The 16,279-nt window shown below is 72.0% G+C and carries 15 protein-coding genes and 1 pseudogene; 9 read left to right on the plus strand and 7 right to left on the minus strand.

What is annotated here, in order from left to right; all coding sequences use genetic code 11:
• The first annotated feature begins 55 nt into the window (after positions 1–55).
• From FDO69_RS25640 to FDO69_RS25660, 5 genes are all read left to right on the plus strand, one after another.
• A complete protein-coding gene (locus tag FDO69_RS25640; protein ID WP_104782207.1) occupies positions 56–733 on the plus strand; it encodes a FadR/GntR family transcriptional regulator in 678 nt (225 codons plus the stop codon).
• Positions 730–2,172 (plus strand): amino acid permease, encoded by a 1,443-nt coding sequence (locus FDO69_RS25645; RefSeq protein ID WP_104782208.1) that lies wholly within the window; start codon positions 730–732, stop codon positions 2,170–2,172. The genes FDO69_RS25640 and FDO69_RS25645 overlap by 4 nt, the downstream gene beginning before the upstream one ends.
• A 32-nt stretch (positions 2,173–2,204) precedes the next feature.
• On the plus strand, positions 2,205–3,221 hold the full coding sequence (locus FDO69_RS25650; RefSeq protein ID WP_104782209.1) for an asparaginase: 1,017 nt from the start codon (positions 2,205–2,207) through the stop codon (positions 3,219–3,221).
• Positions 3,222–3,341: 120 nt separating this feature from the next.
• Entirely contained in the window at positions 3,342–4,751 is a 1,410-nt protein-coding gene (aspA, locus tag FDO69_RS25655; protein ID WP_104782210.1) for an aspartate ammonia-lyase, read from the plus strand.
• A gap of 43 nt (positions 4,752–4,794) precedes the next feature.
• A complete protein-coding gene (locus FDO69_RS25660) occupies positions 4,795–5,718 on the plus strand; it encodes a glutaminase (protein ID WP_104782211.1) in 924 nt (307 codons plus the stop codon).
• Positions 5,719–5,746: 28 nt separating this feature from the next.
• Here FDO69_RS25660 and FDO69_RS25665 read toward each other — a convergent pair whose 3' ends face one another.
• Positions 5,747–6,508 carry an alpha/beta fold hydrolase gene (locus tag FDO69_RS25665; protein WP_104782212.1) on the minus strand — a complete coding sequence of 254 codons (762 nt, stop codon included), beginning with the start codon at positions 6,506–6,508 and terminating at the stop codon, positions 5,747–5,749.
• 163 nt (positions 6,509–6,671) lie between these two features.
• Here FDO69_RS25665 and mptB point away from each other — a divergent pair, with 163 nt between their 5' ends.
• Complete coding sequence (mptB, locus tag FDO69_RS25670) at positions 6,672–8,066, plus strand: polyprenol phosphomannose-dependent alpha 1,6 mannosyltransferase MptB (protein WP_104782213.1); 1,395 nt, start codon at positions 6,672–6,674, stop codon at positions 8,064–8,066.
• The gene (locus tag FDO69_RS25675; protein ID WP_104782214.1) at positions 8,063–9,445 is read left to right on the plus strand and encodes a glycosyltransferase 87 family protein; all 1,383 of its coding nucleotides are present in this window, start codon (positions 8,063–8,065) and stop codon (positions 9,443–9,445) included. The genes mptB and FDO69_RS25675 overlap by 4 nt, the downstream gene beginning before the upstream one ends.
• Positions 9,446–9,504: 59 nt before the next feature.
• Here the strand turns inward: FDO69_RS25675 and FDO69_RS25680 are convergent.
• The 4 genes and pseudogenes from FDO69_RS25680 to FDO69_RS25695 form a co-directional block, all read right to left on the minus strand.
• Positions 9,505–10,392, minus strand: a pseudogene (locus FDO69_RS25680) (D-alanyl-D-alanine carboxypeptidase family protein); the annotation flags it as partial.
• A gap of 37 nt (positions 10,393–10,429) precedes the next feature.
• Entirely contained in the window at positions 10,430–11,572 is a 1,143-nt protein-coding gene (gene rho, locus FDO69_RS25685; RefSeq protein WP_167526678.1) for a transcription termination factor Rho, read from the minus strand.
• A 267-nt stretch (positions 11,573–11,839) separates the two neighbouring features.
• Positions 11,840–12,667 (minus strand): class I SAM-dependent methyltransferase, encoded by an 828-nt coding sequence (locus FDO69_RS25690; RefSeq protein ID WP_104782216.1) that lies wholly within the window; start codon positions 12,665–12,667, stop codon positions 11,840–11,842.
• 69 nt (positions 12,668–12,736) lie between these two features.
• Positions 12,737–13,135 carry a nuclear transport factor 2 family protein gene (locus FDO69_RS25695; RefSeq protein ID WP_104782217.1) on the minus strand — a complete coding sequence of 133 codons (399 nt, stop codon included), beginning with the start codon at positions 13,133–13,135 and terminating at the stop codon, positions 12,737–12,739.
• 68 nt (positions 13,136–13,203) lie between these two features.
• On the opposite strand from FDO69_RS25695, the gene FDO69_RS25700 reads away from it, so the two are divergent.
• Both FDO69_RS25700 and FDO69_RS25705 read left to right on the plus strand, forming a co-directional pair.
• On the plus strand, positions 13,204–13,767 hold the full coding sequence (locus FDO69_RS25700; protein ID WP_104782218.1) for a PadR family transcriptional regulator: 564 nt from the start codon (positions 13,204–13,206) through the stop codon (positions 13,765–13,767).
• Positions 13,768–13,771: 4 nt separating this feature from the next.
• Positions 13,772–14,515, plus strand: a complete 744-nt coding sequence (locus FDO69_RS25705) for a class I SAM-dependent methyltransferase (RefSeq protein ID WP_104782219.1) — start codon at positions 13,772–13,774, stop codon at positions 14,513–14,515.
• Positions 14,516–14,518: 3 nt separating this feature from the next.
• Here the strand turns inward: FDO69_RS25705 and FDO69_RS25710 are convergent, their stop codons facing one another.
• Complete coding sequence (locus FDO69_RS25710) at positions 14,519–15,340, minus strand: alpha/beta fold hydrolase (protein WP_104782220.1); 822 nt, start codon at positions 15,338–15,340, stop codon at positions 14,519–14,521.
• Between the two features lie 55 nt (positions 15,341–15,395).
• The gene (locus FDO69_RS25715) at positions 15,396–16,205 is read right to left on the minus strand and encodes a GntR family transcriptional regulator (protein ID WP_104782221.1); all 810 of its coding nucleotides are present in this window, start codon (positions 16,203–16,205) and stop codon (positions 15,396–15,398) included.
• Positions 16,206–16,279: the final 74 nt, after the last annotated feature.

Below are 16,279 nucleotides of genomic sequence, written 5' to 3' on the forward strand. Positions count from 1 at the left end.
CGTGAACCTGTCAGACAGCCGGACAGCCGGACAGCCTGTGCGCCGCGTCAGTGCCATGGAAGCGGTGCTGGCGTACCTGCGCGGCGCCATCGAGGGGGGCGAGTACGCCATCGGCGACAAGCTCCCCTCCGAGGCGGAACTGTGCCGCACCCTCGAGGTCTCCCGGCCCGTGCTGCGCGAGGCGCTGCGGGCGTTGCAGACCATGGGCCTGACCGTGTCCCGGACCGGCAAGGGCACCTTCGTCGTGGCCAGTACTGTCGAGGACCCCACCTTCGGCGACTACTCCGCCAGCGATCTGCTGGAGGTGCGCCGCCACGTCGAGATCCCGGTCGCCGGGTACGCGGCCCGGCGCCGCACCCCGGAGAACCTCGACCACCTGGCCCACCTGCTGGACCGGATGGAGCGGGAGACGGACACCACCGCGTGGGTCGCCATGGACACGCTGTTCCATCTCGCCGTCGCCGAGGCCGCCCAGAACCCGGTCTTCCGCCGGGTCATCGAAGAGATCCGGGACGCGCTGGCCCGCCAGTCCGCCTTCCTCAACGAGCTGGGCGGCCGCCGCGAGCAGTCCAACCGCGAGCACCGAGCGATCGTCGAGGCGCTGACCGACGGTTGCGAGACCGACGCGGTGGAGGCCATGGCCCACCATCTCGACCGCGTCGAAACCACCCTCACCGACATCGTGCGCTCCTCGCGCACGGACACCCCCACGGAAGGCGGAACCGAGGCGTGAGCGAGCAGTCCCTGCACGACGATGTGCAGAAACGTTCCATCCATGTCGATGCCGGAGACGCGGGCTACAGCAAGTCCCTGAAGTCCCGGCACGTCAACATGATCGCCATCGGCGGAGCCATCGGCACCGGCCTGTTCCTCGGCGCCGGCGGCCGTCTCGCCGACGCCGGCCCGTCGCTCTTCATCGCCTACGCGGTCTGCGGCCTCTTCGCCTTCCTCGTCGTGCGCGCCCTCGGCGAACTGGTGCTCTACCGGCCCTCCTCGGGCGCCTTCGTCTCCTACGCCCGCGAGTTCATGGGGGAGAAGGGCGCCTACACCGCCGGCTGGATGTACTTCCTCAACTGGGCGACCACCGGCATCGCCGACATCACCGCCGTCGCCACCTACACCCACTACTGGGGCATGTTCTCCGACATCCCGCAGTGGGTCATCGCGCTGATCGCGCTGGCCGTGGTGCTCACCGTGAACCTGATCTCGGTGAAGATCTTCGGCGAGCTGGAGTTCTGGTTCGCGATCGTCAAGGTCGGCGCCCTGGTCGTCTTCATGTGCATCGGCATCTTCCTGCTGGTCACCCAGCACCCCGTCGACGGCCACACCCCGGGCCCGTCCCTCATCGGCGACAACGGCGGCGTCTTCCCGCAGGGCCTGCTGCCCATGCTGCTGATCATCCAGGGCGTCGTCTTCGCCTACGCCTCAGTCGAACTGGTCGGTGTCGCCGCGGGTGAGACCGAGAACCCCGAGAAGATCATGCCGAAGGCGATCAACTCGATCATGTGGCGCGTCGGCGTCTTCTACGTCGGCTCGGTCGTGCTGCTGTCGATGCTGCTGCCGTGGAACAAGTACACCGCCGGCGAGAGCCCCTTCGTGACGGTGCTGTCCAACATCGGCATCCCGGCGGCCGGCGGCGTGATGAACCTCGTCGTCCTCACCGCCGCCATGTCCTCCCTCAACTCCGGCCTGTACTCCACCGGCCGCATCCTGCGCTCCATGGCCATGTCCGGGTCCGCGCCCAGGTTCACCTCCGTGATGAGCCGCAGCCAGGTCCCCTACGGCGGCATCCTGCTCACCAGCGGCATCTGTGTGCTGGGCGTCGGCCTCAACTTCGTCGTGCCCGCCGAGGCGTTCGAGATCGTGCTGAACTTCGCCGCGATCGGCATCCTCTCGACCTGGGGCATGATCATGATCTGTCACCTCCTCTTCTGGCAGAAGACCCAGAAGGGCGAGCTGACCCGCCCGGGCTACCGGCTCCCGGGCTCCCCCTGGACCGAGGTCGTGACGCTGGCGTTCCTCGCCTCCGTCCTGGTCCTCATGTACGCCGACGGCGGCGCGGGCCGCACCACCGTGCTGTGCCTGCCGCTGATCGTCGGGGCCCTGGTCGTCGGATGGTTCGGCATCCGCGGCCGTGTCGCACGCAAATCCACCACCGGAGCCGACGCGTGAGGAACGCGTCGCTCCCCGAGAAGCAGGCAGTGATGTTCAGCAGTTCTCTCGCGGACGCACCCCTTGTCCGTGAACCCCTCCACGCCCCCGTCGCCCACCTCGTCCGCGGCGGAATCGTCGAAGGCATCCACTACGGCTCCGTCGTCGTCCTCGACGCCGACGGAGAGGTCAGGCTCCAGATCGGAGACATCGAGGCCGCCTTCTACCCCCGCTCCGCGATCAAGCCCGTGCAGGCCGTGGCCATGGCCCGGGCCGGACTGCCGCTCGACGGCGAGCTGCTGTCGCTGACGGCCGCCAGCCACTCCGGCGAGGAACGCCACCTCGCCGGCACCCGGCGCATCCTCGAACTCGCCGGGCTCACCGAGGACCACCTGCGCAACGTCCCGGACCTGCCGTTCGACCCGGTCGTCCGGGACGCCTGGGTGCGAGAGGGCCGGCTGCCCTCACGGCTCGCCCAGAACTGCTCCGGCAAGCACGCGGCCATGCTCTACACCTGCACCCTCAACGGCTGGCCGCTGGAGGACTACCTCGACCCCGGCCACCCGTTGCAGCAGGCCATCGCCGAGATCGTCGAGGACCTCACCGGGCAGCGCATCGCCGGCGTCACCGTCGACGGCTGCGGCGCGCCCCTGTTCTCCCTCTCCCTGCACGGCCTGGCCCGGGCCGCCGCCCGGATCACCACCGCCGCGCCGGGCACGCCCGAGGCCCGGGTCGCCGACGCGATGCGCGAACACGCGGAGATGGCCTCCGGCTCCGGCCGGGACGTCGCCGCACTGATGCGGGCCGTGCCGGGGCTCCTGACCAAGGACGGCTTCGAGGGGGTCCAGGTCGCCGCGCTGCCCGACGGCCGGGCCGTGGCGGTGAAGATCGCCGACGGTGCGAACCGGGCGCGTGTGCCGGTGGCTGCCGCCGCGCTGGCCCGGGCCGGTGTCGACCCGGTCATGCTCACCGAGTTCGCGGGTGAGCCGCTGCTCGGCGGTGGGCGGGAGGTCGGGCGTGTGCGGCCCGTTCGCTCGCTGGAGCCGGTCGCCGGCTCGGTCCGCCCCTGACCGTGTGCCGGTCCTCGCGGCCGGCGACTGCGGGTCCGCCGTGGCGAGTCGCGCAGTTCCCCGCGCCCCTTTCAGGGGCGCTTCCCACCCTGTACCTCAGAGAAGAGGACCCTCACCGTCATGACCGCCGCCACCCGTTCCGAGCACGATCTGCTCGGTGACCGTGACGTTCCCGCCGAGGCGTACTGGGGTGTGCACACCCTGCGGGCCACGGAGAACTTCCCCATCACGGGCATGCCCATCTCCGCCTACCCGCACCTGATCGACGCCCTGGCCGCCGTCAAGGAGGCCGCCGCCCTCGCCAACGAGGAACTCGGTCTGCTGGAGGCGAAGAAGGCCGCGGCCATCGTCGAGGCCTGCCGTGAGATCCGCGACGGCAAGCTGCACGACCAGTTCGTCGTGGACGTCGTCCAGGGCGGCGCCGGCACCTCCACCAACATGAACGCCAACGAGGTCGTGGCGAACCGGGCGCTGGAACTCCTCGGCCACGCCAAGGGCGAGTACGGGTTCCTGCACCCGAACGAGGACGTCAACCTCGGCCAGTCCACCAACGACGTCTACCCGACCGCCGTCAAGATCGCGACGGTGTTCGCGGTGCGCGGGCTGCTCGACGCGATGTCCGTCCTGCAGGACACGTTCGCCCACAAGGCCGTCGAGTTCCGCGAGGTCCTCAAGATGGGCCGTACGCAGTTGCAGGACGCGGTGCCCATGACGCTGGGACAGGAGTTCTCCGCCTATGCCGTCATGCTGGACGAGGACCGGGCCCGTCTCGCCGAGGCCGTCCAGCTGATCCACGAGATCAACCTCGGAGCCACCGCGATCGGCACCGGACTCAACGCCCCCGCCGGATACGCCGAAGCGGCCCGCCGCCACCTCGCGGCCATCACGGGGCTGCCCCTGGTGACGGCCGCCAACCTGGTCGAGGCGACCCAGGACTGCGGCGCCTTCGTCCAGATGTCCGGGGTGCTCAAGCGCATCGCGGTCAAGCTGTCCAAGAGCTGCAACGACCTGCGGCTGCTGTCCTCCGGCCCGCGCGCCGGCCTCGGCGAGATCAACCTGCCGCCGGTGCAGGCCGGTTCGTCCATCATGCCCGGCAAGGTCAACCCGGTCATACCCGAGGTCGTCAACCAGGTCGCCTTCGAGGTCATCGGCAACGACGTCACCATCACCATGGCCGCCGAGGCCGGGCAGCTCCAGCTCAACGCCTTCGAGCCGATCATCCTGCACTCCCTGTCGGAGTCGATCACGCACCTGCAGAGCGCCTGCCTGACCCTGGCCGAGCGGTGCGTGTCCGGCATCACGGCCAACACCGAGGCACTGCGCGCGAGCGTGGAGAACTCCATCGGCCTGGTCACCGCCCTCAACCCGCACATCGGCTACACGGCCGCCACCGACATCGCCAAGGAGGCCCTCGCCACCGGCCGGGGCGTGGCCGAACTCGTCCTGGAGAAGGGCCTGCTCCCCGCCGAGACACTCGCCGGCCTGCTGCGCCCCGAGATTCTCGCCGGCAGCGGTCCGGCACCGGCCTGACCTGCCGGAGCGCACCGGGACCGGCGGAGGGACAATACCGATCATGACGTCGTCGACGACCTTCCGGCCGGTCCTGGAGCGCATCGCCGAGGAGATCGAGCGGACCCCCGGCCGCGGCCGGCCCGCCGACTACATCCCGGCGCTCGCCGCCTGCGACCCGCGCAGCTTCGGCATGGCCGTCGCCGAGCCGGACGGCACCGTGTACGGGGTGGGGGACTGGCGGCAGCCGTTCTCCGCGCAGTCCCTCACCAAGGTGTTCACCCTCGCCCTCGACCTGGCCCGCGAGGGCGACGTCCTGTGGGAGCACGTGGGCCGCGAGCCCTCCGGCAACCCCTTCAACTCCCTCGTCCAGCTGGAGTACGAGAACGGCATCCCGCGCAACCCGTTCATCAACGCGGGCGCTCTGGTCGTCACCGACCGGTTGCACACCCGCACCGGCGACGCGTCGGGCGAACTGCTGGCGTTCCTGCGGGCGGAGAGCGGCAACCCCGACCTGACCTTCGACCAGGAGGTCGCCGCGTCCGAGACCGCCCACGGCGACCGCAACGCCGCGCTCGGCCACTTCATGGCGTCCTACGGCAACATCGACAACCCCGTGCCGACGCTCCTGGAGCAGTACTTCCGGCAGTGCTCGATCGCCGCGTCCTGCGCCGACCTGGCCCTCGCCACGAGCTTCCTCGCCCGGCACGGCATCCGCGCCGACGGCACCCGCCTGCTCACCCGCAGCCAGGCCAAGCAGATCAACGCCATCATGCTGACCTGCGGAACCTACGACGCGGCAGGCGACTTCGCCTACCGCGTGGGCCTGCCCGGCAAGAGCGGAGTGGGCGGCGGCGTCATCGCGGTCGTACCCGGCCGCTGCACCCTGTGCGTGTGGAGCCCGGGCCTGGACGAGCGGGGCAACTCGGTGGCGGGCGTGGCCGCGCTCGACCGGTTCACGACCCTGACCGGCCTGTCGGTGTTCTGACCGGTGGCCCCACCTCGCCCGCGAGCCCTCAGCCGAGGAACTCCTCCAGCATCGGCAGCAGCAGCTCCGTGCGCCGCATGAGCGCCATGTGGGTGGTGTCCGGGAGCACCGCCAGCCGGGCGTCGGGGATCAGGTCACGCATCTCGGCGGCGTGCTCGACGCGCAGGAAGTCAGTGTCGCCGAGCACCAGGAGGGTGGGCGCGGCCAGCGCGCGCAGGTCGTCCGCGGTCCAGGGCAGCGGGGCGTGCGCCGCCGTCCCGCACTTGGCCATGAAGTCCGCGAAGTGCCCGGGGTCCGGCGCGACGGCCGCGTAGGCGTCGGCCATCTCCTGGAAGTCGGCCTGGCTCGGCAGCCGCGGTGAGGCGTACTCCGGGTCCCGGACCTCCTCGTAGTAGCCGTCCTGCCGGTAGTGGGTGGCGGCGAGGACCAGCCGTCCCACCCGCTCGGGGTGGCGCACGCCCACCTCGAGGGCGGTCAGTCCGCCGAGGCTGAAGCCCAGGAAATCCGCCCGCTCGATGCCCAGCTCGTCCAGCAGGGCGACCACGTCCGAGGCGAGGTCCGGCACGCTCATCTCCCGCTCGATGTCGGCCGTGTGCCCGTGGCCCTGCAGCTCGGGAGCCACGACCGGGCGCGTGGCCGCGAGCGCCGGCAGGACGGCCCCGAAGGACAGGCCGATCGTGAGGACCCCGCCGTGCAGCAGCACCAGGGGCCGCTGCCCGCCGACGGCGCCGTGCAGCTCGTAGTACATCTCCAGGCCGTTGACCTTCGCGTAGGCCGAGGTGCCGGTCATGGGATCACGTCCGTTCGTCGGTGTGCTGATGCCGGTAGGACTCTCGCCCCGGCGGGAACTCATCGGCCGGCGATCACCGGCCGGTCACCGCGGGGCCGCCCTCCGGAGAGGGGCGCGTCCCCTTTCGGCCATCCGCCGTTGACACGCTGCCCGAGTGTTGGCCATGGCTTTCCCCGTCGATCTCCGCCGCTGCCAGATGCTCGGTCTGGCCGGTACCGCCTGCCTCGCCCTGGGCGGTGAGACGGCCGGTGCCCTGCCCGTGGGGGACCTTCTCCACCCGGCCTCCGCTCGCGCCGCTCTCGGCCTGGTCAGCGCGTACTTCGGCGTCGTCCTGCTGATCGCGGCCTGGGTGCTGCTGGGCCGGCTGGTCAGAGGGCCGAGACCACCCGCGCCGCGCGCCCTGCTGCTCGTGCTCGCGGCATGGGCGGCCCCGCTGCTGCTCGCCCCGCCGTTGTTCAGCCGGGACGTCTACAGCTACCTCGCTCAGGGGGCGATGGTGGAGGCGCACCTGGACGTCTACGCGCACGGGCCGTCCCTGCTCGGCGGTCCGCTCGCCGACGAGGTCGCCCCGCTCTGGCGGCACACCGGCGCCCCGTACGGGCCGGTGTTCCTGGCCGTGGCGGCGGCCCTGTCGGGTCTGACCAGCGGCGAACTGCCCGCCGGACTGCTCGGGATGCGGCTCGTCGCCTTGGCCGGCGTGGCCCTGATGGCGGCCGCGCTGCCCCGCCTCGCCCGGCACAACGGCGCCGACCCGAGCGCCGCGCTCTGGCTGGGCGCCCTCAACCCGCTCGTCCTGCTGCACCTGGTCGCGGGCGCCCACAACGACGCCGTCATGCTCGGCCTGCTCGGCGTCGGCCTGGTGGCCGCACGCGGCCGGTGGCCCGTCCTCGGCGCCGTCCTGGTCACCCTCGCCGCTCTGGTCAAGGCACCCGCCGTGCTCGGTCTCGCCGCCGTCGTCGTCCTCCAGGTCCGCGCGGGCCGCGCTCCGTCGAAGGCCGCCGCGGGGACCACCGTCGCGGCCGCGGGGACCACCGTCGCGGCGACGGCCGTGGCCGGCACCGGATACGGCTGGATCGGCGCCCTGAACACCCCGGCCTCCTCTCAGAACTGGGCCCTGACCACCCTCCTCGGCCGCGCCACCCGGGCCCTGCTCACGCATCTCGGCAGCGGTCTCGCCCCCTTCGCCGTCCCCGCCTGGCACGCGCTGGGCGTCGTGACCGCCGTGGTCGCGATCGTGGTGATCTGGCGGCGGCTGCGCCTGCGGCCGGTGTACGCGCTCGGCCTGTCCCTGGCCGCGGTGGCCGCGCTCGGCCCGGCGATCCGCCCCTGGTACGCCCTGTGGGGCCTGTTCCTCATCGCCGCCGCCGCACCCAGCACCTCCGTACGCCACCGCACCGCGGCGGTGACCGGCGTGCTCGCGCTGTCCGTCCTGCCCAGCGGCGGCCCGGCGGACGCGGGGCAACTCGTGCTGGCCGTCTGTGGCGCGGCACTCGCCCTCGTCGTGCTGTGGCAGGCTCACCAGGCCGAACTCGCCCCGGCCTCGGGACGCGCGGCATGACCCCGGCCCTGCCGCGCACCGACCGGGGCCGGCTGCTGCTGGTGCTGGCCCTCGCCGCCCTGGTGACGGTCTTCACTGCGACCGTGCCGCTGTTGCGCGACTGGTTCGACCTGCGCGTCTACTACGGCAGCATCGACAGCTGGGTCCATCACGACGGCCGGGTGTACGACTACCGGGTGCCCGGGACGACGTACGGCTTCACCTACCCGCCGTTCGCCGCGGTCGCCATGCTGCCGATGGCCCTGCTCGACCTGCGCACCGCCATCGTCGCCGCCCTGCTGCTCAACCTCGCCGCCCTCGCCGTGGTGCTGCGCCTGCTCGCTGGGGCGGACCGACGGCGCCCCGGATGGTTCGGCTGGGCCCTGATCGCCTGTCTGCTCGCCCTCTTCGAGCCACTGCGCGATACCTTCAGCTTCGGTCAGGTCAACCTGCTGCTGCTGGCACTCGTCCTCGCCGACGCGACGCTGCTCGCCACCGGACGCGGGCGCCTGGCGGGTGCCGGCATCGGGCTCGCGGCGGCGGTCAAACTCACGCCCGCGCTGTTCATCGGTCTGCTGCTGGTGGCCAGGCGGTGGCACGCGGCGGCGGTCGCGACGGCCGTCGCCCTCGGGGCCACGGCCCTGGCGGCGTGGGTGGACCCGGACGCCTCGCGCTTCTACTGGACCGAGGCGCTGTGGGACACCGGCCGCGTGGGGCGTCTCGACTACGTCTCGAACCAGTCGGTGCAGGGCATCCTGGCCCGGCTCGGTGAAACGGACCGCACAGTGTGGGCGGTGGCGGTCCTGTCGGTCCTCGGCGTATGGGTGCTGCGGACGCGCCGGGCGGTCGCCGCGGGGGACTGGACGGCGGCGTTCGCCCTGACCGGCCTCGCCGCCTGTCTCGTCAGTCCGATCACGTGGGTGCACCATCTGGTGTGGCTGCTCCCGTCCTTCGCCGTGCTGCTCCGGGCGGGGCGCCCCAGGATCGCGGGCGCCCTGTACGCGGTGCTGTGCACCAGCGTGGTGTGGCTGTGGTTCGACGACGCCTCCGGCATCGACGGGTTCGTGGGCAGCAACACCTACGCCTGGATCACTCTGGGTCTGCTGCTGTGGCTGCCGGCCGGTCAGCTCCGGTCCGGTCTGCGGACCGGGAGCCGCAGCACCAGCACCACGACCGCCGCGCCCGTACCGGCGGCACCCGCGATCAGCCCCGCCTCCGTCCAGGCGGAGGTGTGCTCCTGCGGTACGGCCGCCGCGACCGCGGGCGGCGTCGTCGTCGGCCGCGTGGACGTGGGCGGCGCGCCGAGCGAGCCCACCGCCTCGACCTTCCCGGCCGACCTGAAACCCCAGTCGAGCAGCGAGCGTGCCTCCTCGTACACGGTGGACCCACCGCCGTCCTGAGGGTTCATCACCGTCACGACCAGGGTGCGCCCGTCCCTGCGCGCCGCCGCGACGAGCGTGTTGCCGGCCTTGCTGGTGTAGCCGTTCTTGATGCCGATCAGCCCGGGGTACGGCTTCACGCCCCTGGCGCCGCTCAGCAGCCGGTTGGTGTTGAGGATCGGGTACGACGACGTGCCGTCGCCGGGGAACGCGGCCTCGACGGTGGCGCAGTACCGGGCGAAGTCCGGGTTGCGCAGCCCCACCCGGCCGAACACCGCCAGGTCGTACGCCGACGACACCTGGCCGGGTGCGTCGTAACCGTCGGGCGACACCACATGGGTGTCGAGGGCGCCGAGGGAGCGGGCCTTGGCCTGCATCCGCTCGGCCGTGAACCGCCAGCCGCCGTTGAGCTCGGCCAGGACGTGCACGGCGTCGTTGCCCGAGTTGAGGAAGACACCGCGCCACAGGTCGGCGATCCGGTACGAGCGGCCTTCGGCGACCCCGACCAGGCTGCTGCCGGCACCGATGCCCCGCAGCTCCTGCTCGCGGACCGTGTGCCGGACGCCCGCCGGCAGCCCGGGCAGCACGGTGAGGGCGAACAGCGTCTTCAGGGTGCTGGCCGGGGGCAGCCTGCGGTGCGCGTTGTGGGCGGCGAGCACCTCGCCGCTGCGGGCGTCGGCCACCAGCCAGGACAGCGCGGAGACCTCCGGGAGGCGAGCCGCGCCGGGGCGCGGGCGGACCTGGATACCGGGTCGGTACAGCAGCGAGGGGTGCGGGCCCGCGGCCCTCGGCCCGCCCGGTGACGTGGGCTCCGCGCCACCGGGGTCGGCCGCTGCCGCGGGCGTCAGCGTCAGGAGCCCCGCCACGCAGAGCGCACCGGCCGACGCCGCCACCCGGGAAGAGAATCCGATGATCATATGATCAACGTAGGAACGGACCTGCTCCGCACGGCGACGGCGGGGCCGCATTCCGCGCGCTAGCACCCGGATGGATGATCTCGTCGCGTCAGCCCGAGGGCAGGGTCGGCTGGATGCGCCGCAGGAACGTCGCGTTGTCCGGCGTCTCGCGCATGCGCTCCAGGAGGGTCTCCAGAGCGCCCTGCCCGTCCCGGCCCTGCAGCACGCGCCGCAGCCCGTGGACGGCCGCCAACTCCGGCCCCCGCAGCAGGAGTTCTTCGCGGCGCGTGCCCGAGGGCGTGATGTCGACGGCCGGGAACACCCGGCGGGACGCCGGGTCCCGGCTCAGGCGGAGCTCCATGTTGCCGGTGCTCTTCAGCTCCTCGAAGTAGAAGTCGTCGGCACGGGAACCGGTCTCCACCAGGGCGGTCGCGAGGATCGTGAGGGATCCGCCCTCCTCGGCCGACCGGGCGGCGCCGAAGAACCGCTTGGGTCCGGTCAGCGCGGACGCGTCGACGCCACCGCTGAGGGTGCGGCCACCGGAAGCGGCCGCGTTGTTGTGCGCACGGCACAGCCGGGTCAGCGAGTCGAGAAGGAGGACGACGTCCTCACCGGCCTCGACGTGCCGTTTGGCGCGCTCGATCACGAGGTCGGCGAGCGCGATGTGCTGCGGGGCGCTGCGGTCGAAGGTCGAGGCGTACACCTCGCCCCGTACGCAGCGCCGCATGTCGGTGACCTCTTCGGGCCGCTCGTCGAGGAGCACCATCATCAGCCGGCACTCGGGGTGGTTGCCGGTGACGGCGGCGGCGAGCTGCTGGAGGAGGACGGTCTTGCCGGTCTTGGGCGGGGCCACGATGAGCCCGCGCTGGCCCTTGCCGACCGGTGCGATCAGGTCGACGACGCGGCCGGCGAGGCCGGCGGCCGGGTGTTCGAGCCGCAGTCGCTCGTGCGGATGCAACGGCGTCAGGTCCCGGAAGTGGCGCCTGCCGCGCAGGTCCGCGGGCGCACGGCCGGCGACGTGTGCGACGTCGGTCAGGGCGCGCCGGTCTCCGGTCACGCCCTCGACGAGGTCGCCCTTGCGCAGGCCGTACCGGCGGATCAGCGCGGGGGAGACCGCCGGGTCGGCCGGCGAGGGCAGGCAGTGCTCGGCGCGCAGGTGCCCCTTCCCGTTCGAGTCGATGTCGAGGACACCGGACACGGTCCGGGCCGGGGACTGCTGCCGGACGGGTGGGTTGTCGAGTGTGGTGGTCATGGTGGTGTGTGTCCTTTCACGGACGGCGGACAAGAGACGTGCGAAGGGGGGGAGAGCCGCGAAGGGAGGGCCTGTGGCGCGCTTCCGGGCGGCGGGGGACAGCACCTCGGATACGACGAACACGTCGTGGTGCTGGAAATGAAGGAGAGAGATGAAGAACGGCACCGGCGCCCGCAAAGAGGGGCGTGCACGAGTGCTCTTCGCAATGTACCACCGAAAGCGGCGAATGCGAGTGGGCCTACCTTGGGCCTGCCTCGGCGAGCCAGGTCACAGCGTGGCCAGCAGCCCGTAGAGCAATGGGATGCGCGGCTCGGGCAGGCGCCACCAGCCGGACTCCGTACGGACCATCTGCGGCCAGCGCGGCCAGGGAAGCTCGTCGCCCTCCCGCAGTCGCCGCACGGCGAGTCCCGCATGCGTCAACGCGTTCACGACCTCGCCCATTCCGTGCATCCACTCGTAGCTGTCCGTGGCACCTTCGACGGCCGGACCGTCCGTGTAGGTGTGGGTCCCGTCGCGGCGCACCGGACCGCCGCCGCCCAGGTAGTCGTGGCGCAGCAGCAGCTCGGGCCCCTCGCCCGGGGCGGCCTTCGGGCCGAGCGAGTTGAGCAGGGGGTGGAATTCGACCACGTACAACAGGCCGCCGGGACGCAGCAGCCGGGCGATGATCCCCGCCCAGCGGTCCAGGTCGGGGAGGTAGCACAGGGCGCCCTTGCCGGTGTAGACGACGTCGAACCGCCGCCCCTCCAGGGCCTCGACGGCGTCGTACACGTTGGCCCGGACGTACGTCACGTCCGTGCCGGCCTTCGTCGCGATGTCCCGTGCGGCCGCCACCGACGCGCCCGAGAAGTCGAGGCCGACGGCCCGGGCGCCGCGCCGCGCGAAGGCGATCGTCTCCGTGCCGAGGTGACACTGGAGATGCAGCACGTCACGCCCGGCGAGCTCGCCGAGGTCCGCCCACTCGAACGGGGCGAACCAGCGCTCGGGTGCGAGGTCCTCATCGAGACCGTAGAAGCGGCTGGCGAGATGGACGGGTGTGCGGGCGTCCCAGTTCGCCTGGTTGGCCCTCATCAGCCGGTCGTGCTCGACGGACGTCATGAGGACATGAAACCGTGAACCGGCCGCGAGTGCCGGGAGAACGCGGGAACGGAACCCGGGACGTGTCGCTCAGACCGAGCGGGTCCGTGCCTCCTCGGCGATCCGCTCGAACTGCTCGCCCATGGCCGCCGCGAGCGCCTGGGCCGCCGACAACGGGCGCACCATCACCGTGAATTCGTCGATGAGGCCGTCCTCGTCGACATGGATGAAGTCGCAGCCGCTGATCTCCCGGTCGCCCACCCGCGCGGCGAAGACCAGGGCGTGGTCGCGCCCGTTCACGTCGTTGATCTCGCGCTCGTAGCGGAAGTCCTGGAAGACCCCGGAGACGGCACGCAGGATCGCCGCCGTGATCGCCTTGCCGGCGTACGGCTTGAACACGACGGGGCTGGTGAAGACGACATCGGGCGCCAGCAGCGCCTCGGCGGCGTCGAGGTCGAGCTTCTCGATCGCCTCACGGAATGCACGCATCGAACCCGCCTTGGTCAATTTGTTGAGTAGGTGCGGAGTAGAATAACACCCCTTGATACGGTGTCCACATGTCTCTCAAGTACGCCGTTCTGGCGGCCCTCCTGGAGGGCGAGGCCTCGGGGTACGAGCTGTCCAAGGTGTTCGACGTGTCGCTGGCCAACTTCTGGGCCTCGACCCCGCAGCAGCTCTACCGGGAACTGGAGCGCCTCGCGCAGGACGGACTGATCGAGGCCAGGGTGGTGCGCCAGGAACGGCGGCCCGACAAGCGCATGTTCACGCTGACCGAAGCCGGCCGACAGGACCTCGGCACGTTCGCCGCCACGCCGCCCCGGCGGCCCACCACCATCCGCGACGAACTCCTCATCAAGATCCAGGCCATGGACGGCGTGGACCTGGATGCGACGCGCGCGCTGATCGAGGAGCGGGAGGCGTGGGCCCGCGGCAAGCTCGCCCGCTACCGGCGCGTGCGCGAACGCCTCCTGGCCGGCCGCAGCGAGGACGAGTACCTCCGCGAGGCCGACCGTGTCGGCCCCTACCTCACGCTGATGGGAGGCATCGGCTTCGAGGAGGAGAACATCCGCTGGTGCGAGCGCGTACGCACCGTCCTTCAGCAGCGTTCTCCCCTAGGCTGAGCCGATGTTCGGTCCCGAAGGCCCCAGTGTGCGCGAACTCGCCGTCCAGGCGCTGTCGTCCGTCGAGCGCGGCTACGACCTCCTCGCGCCGAAGTTCGACCACACGCCCTTCCGGACACCCGACGCGATCCTCGACGCCGTGGGCTCGGCCCTGCGGTCGGCCGGACCCTTCGACGCCGGACTCGACCTGTGCTGCGGTACGGGAGCGGGCGTCGGTGTGCTGGCAGGGGTGTGCCGGGAGAGGGTCACCGGCGTCGACTTCAGCGCGGGCATGCTCGACGTCGCACGCGAGCGGGTCACGCCGACGGGCCCGCCGGTCTCCTGGGTCCGGGCCGACGCCCGCGCGCTGCCTTTCGCGCCCGCCTTCGACCTGGTGGTGAGCTTCGGGGCCTTCGGGCACTTCCTGCCCCGCGAACTGCCCGTGCTGTTCGCGCAGGTCCGCTCCGTCCTGCGACCGGGCGGCTGTTTCGCCTTCCCGCTGGTCGCCCCGCCCCGCCCGGGCTCGCCCGGCTACTGGGCGCTGCTCGGCTTCGACACCGTGATGCGGGTGCGCAACGCCTTCTGGCGGCCTCCGTTCGTCATGTACTACCGCGCGTTCCGTCTCGGGGACGTACAGCGCGGACTCGCGGCAGTCGGTTTCGGGGTGGAGCTCCAGCCGCTCCCCGAGTTCGGGCGGCGACCGGACGGCAGCCCCCGCGTGCGTCTCGTCATGGCCCGGCTGCCGGACCGGGCCCAGGTGCCGAGGTGAGGGTCAGCCGCGCAGGAAGTTCAGCAGATCGTCGTTGAACGCCTTCTCGAAGTCGCCGACCAGGCCGTGCGGGGCGCCCGGATACACCTTCAGCGTCGCGTCCTTGACGAGCTGGGAGGTCCGGTGGGCCGAGGCGGCGATCGGCACGATCTGGTCGTCGTCCCCGTGCGCGACCAGCGTCGGCACGTCGATGCGCCGCAGGTCCTCCGTGAAGTCGGTCTCCGAGAACTGCGCGACGCAGTCGTAGGCGCCCTTCAGCCCGGCCTGCATGCTCCGCATCCAGAACGCCCGCCGCACGCCCTCCGACACTGCGGCACCGGGCCGGTTGAAGCCGTAGAAGGCCTCGCTCAGCTCCCAGTAGAACTGCGAGCGATCCGCCGCGACACCGGCGCGGATCCCGTCGAAGGCGTCCTTCGGCGTGCCCTGCGGATTGGCCTCCGTCCGCAGCATCAGCGGCGGCACCGCACCGAGCAGCACGACCTTCGCGACCCGCGCCGTCCCGTGCCGCCCGATGTAGCGGGCCACTTCACCGCCGCCGGTCGAGTGGCCCACCAGGACCGCGTCGGTGAGGTCCAGTGCCTCGATCAGCTCGGCCAGGTCGTCGGCGTACCGGTCCATGTGGTTGCCCCGCCACGGCTGGCCCGAGCGTCCGTGTCCGCGGCGGTCGTGCGCGATGGCCCGGAAGCCGTGCTCGGCGACCAGCCGGGCCTGCCCGTCCCACGCGTCCGCGTTGAGGGGCCAGCCGTGGCTGAACACCACGGGTTGCCCCGCGCCCCAGTCCTTGTAGCAGAGCTCGGTTCCGTCGGAGGTCGTGAACGTGGTCATGGGGTTCCTCTCGGGGGTCGCCTGGGGGAGCCGTGCCGTCTCTCGATGATCTCCGTCATCTCCGGGAACCCGCGTCGGCGGTCCGCCGAACGGGTGACCGGCGGCTTTCGGGCGCGGGCGTCGCTGCCCGGCCCGGCAGGGTGAACTCGTAGACCAGCGCGTCCTGGTGGGCGTCCACCACGAGATCGGTGATCTCCAGCGGGCGGGCGTACTGATCGTGAACCTGCCGGGTGACCCGTACCGACGGGGCGCTCGCGATGCGGGTGATGGCGTCGCGGTGGTGCAGGGTCAGACCGGCCCGGCGCATCCAGTCGTAGGCCCGGCGCAGCTGCGCGGCGGCGGTGCCGTCGGCCCGGTCGCGGTAGCGTGCCAGCTCCTCGACCTCCGCCAGCGCCACGGCGGAGAACGACGTCACGGCGGTGCGCAGGCTTTGTCCGTCGGCGGTCGCATACCGGTAGCGGTGGACCAGGGTCGGGCGGCCGGGGGCCAGCCCCAGGGCCTCGGCGTGGTCCGGACGGGGCGCCTCCCAGGTGACGGTGGCGCGGGCGACACTGCCCGGGGCCGCGGCCCCGGCGCCCACCGGGAAGGTGAGCGACGCCGGGGTCTCGACCGGCAGGCCGGGCAGGGTGGCGTGGCTGCCGCGCCGGTCGGTGGTGACCAGGCCGTCGCGGCGAAGCAGCTCCAGCGACTGCCGTACGGTCTCCCGGCTGACTCCCAGGCGACCGGCCAACCGCCGTTCGCTCGGCAGCCGTTCACCGGGTGGGATGGTGCCGTCGTGCAGCTCGCCGAGCAGCTCCGCCGCGATCCGGCGGTACAGGGGCTCTGACTCGGACGGCGGGGGATCGTGCGGGGTGGTGCGGGCCATGCCGCCCCTCCTGTGGGTGACGTTCGGTAGCCGTACGGGCTCGGTGCGCCACCAGATCTAGCATTGGTCTAAAC

The sequence above is a fragment of the Streptomyces tibetensis genome (genome assembly GCF_007655005.1).
Lineage (GTDB): Bacteria > Actinomycetota > Actinomycetes > Streptomycetales > Streptomycetaceae > Streptomyces > Streptomyces tibetensis.

What these genes read in the sequence shown, in the direction of transcription:
- aspA (WP_104782210.1), top strand. Translation starts at nt 3,342, where the DNA reads ATGACCGCCGCCACCCGTTCCGAGCACGATCTGCTCGGTGACCGTGAC.
- FDO69_RS25695 (WP_104782217.1), bottom strand. Translation starts at nt 13,135, where the DNA reads ATGCGTGCATTCCGTGAGGCGATCGAGAAGCTCGACCTCGACGCCGCC.
- FDO69_RS25675 (WP_104782214.1), top strand. Translation starts at nt 8,063, where the DNA reads ATGACCCCGGCCCTGCCGCGCACCGACCGGGGCCGGCTGCTGCTGGTG.
- FDO69_RS25660 (WP_104782211.1), top strand. Translation starts at nt 4,795, where the DNA reads ATGACGTCGTCGACGACCTTCCGGCCGGTCCTGGAGCGCATCGCCGAG.
- FDO69_RS25700 (WP_104782218.1), top strand. Translation starts at nt 13,204, where the DNA reads ATGTCTCTCAAGTACGCCGTTCTGGCGGCCCTCCTGGAGGGCGAGGCC.
- FDO69_RS25665 (WP_104782212.1), bottom strand. Translation starts at nt 6,508, where the DNA reads ATGACCGGCACCTCGGCCTACGCGAAGGTCAACGGCCTGGAGATGTAC.
- mptB (WP_104782213.1), top strand. Translation starts at nt 6,672, where the DNA reads ATGGCTTTCCCCGTCGATCTCCGCCGCTGCCAGATGCTCGGTCTGGCC.
- FDO69_RS25640 (WP_104782207.1), top strand. Translation starts at nt 56, where the DNA reads ATGGAAGCGGTGCTGGCGTACCTGCGCGGCGCCATCGAGGGGGGCGAG.
- FDO69_RS25705 (WP_104782219.1), top strand. Translation starts at nt 13,772, where the DNA reads ATGTTCGGTCCCGAAGGCCCCAGTGTGCGCGAACTCGCCGTCCAGGCG.
- FDO69_RS25690 (WP_104782216.1), bottom strand. Translation starts at nt 12,667, where the DNA reads ATGACGTCCGTCGAGCACGACCGGCTGATGAGGGCCAACCAGGCGAAC.
- rho (WP_167526678.1), bottom strand. Translation starts at nt 11,572, where the DNA reads ATGACCACCACACTCGACAACCCACCCGTCCGGCAGCAGTCCCCGGCC.
- FDO69_RS25650 (WP_104782209.1), top strand. Translation starts at nt 2,205, where the DNA reads ATGTTCAGCAGTTCTCTCGCGGACGCACCCCTTGTCCGTGAACCCCTC.
- FDO69_RS25710 (WP_104782220.1), bottom strand. Translation starts at nt 15,340, where the DNA reads ATGACCACGTTCACGACCTCCGACGGAACCGAGCTCTGCTACAAGGAC.
- FDO69_RS25715 (WP_104782221.1), bottom strand. Translation starts at nt 16,205, where the DNA reads ATGGCCCGCACCACCCCGCACGATCCCCCGCCGTCCGAGTCAGAGCCC.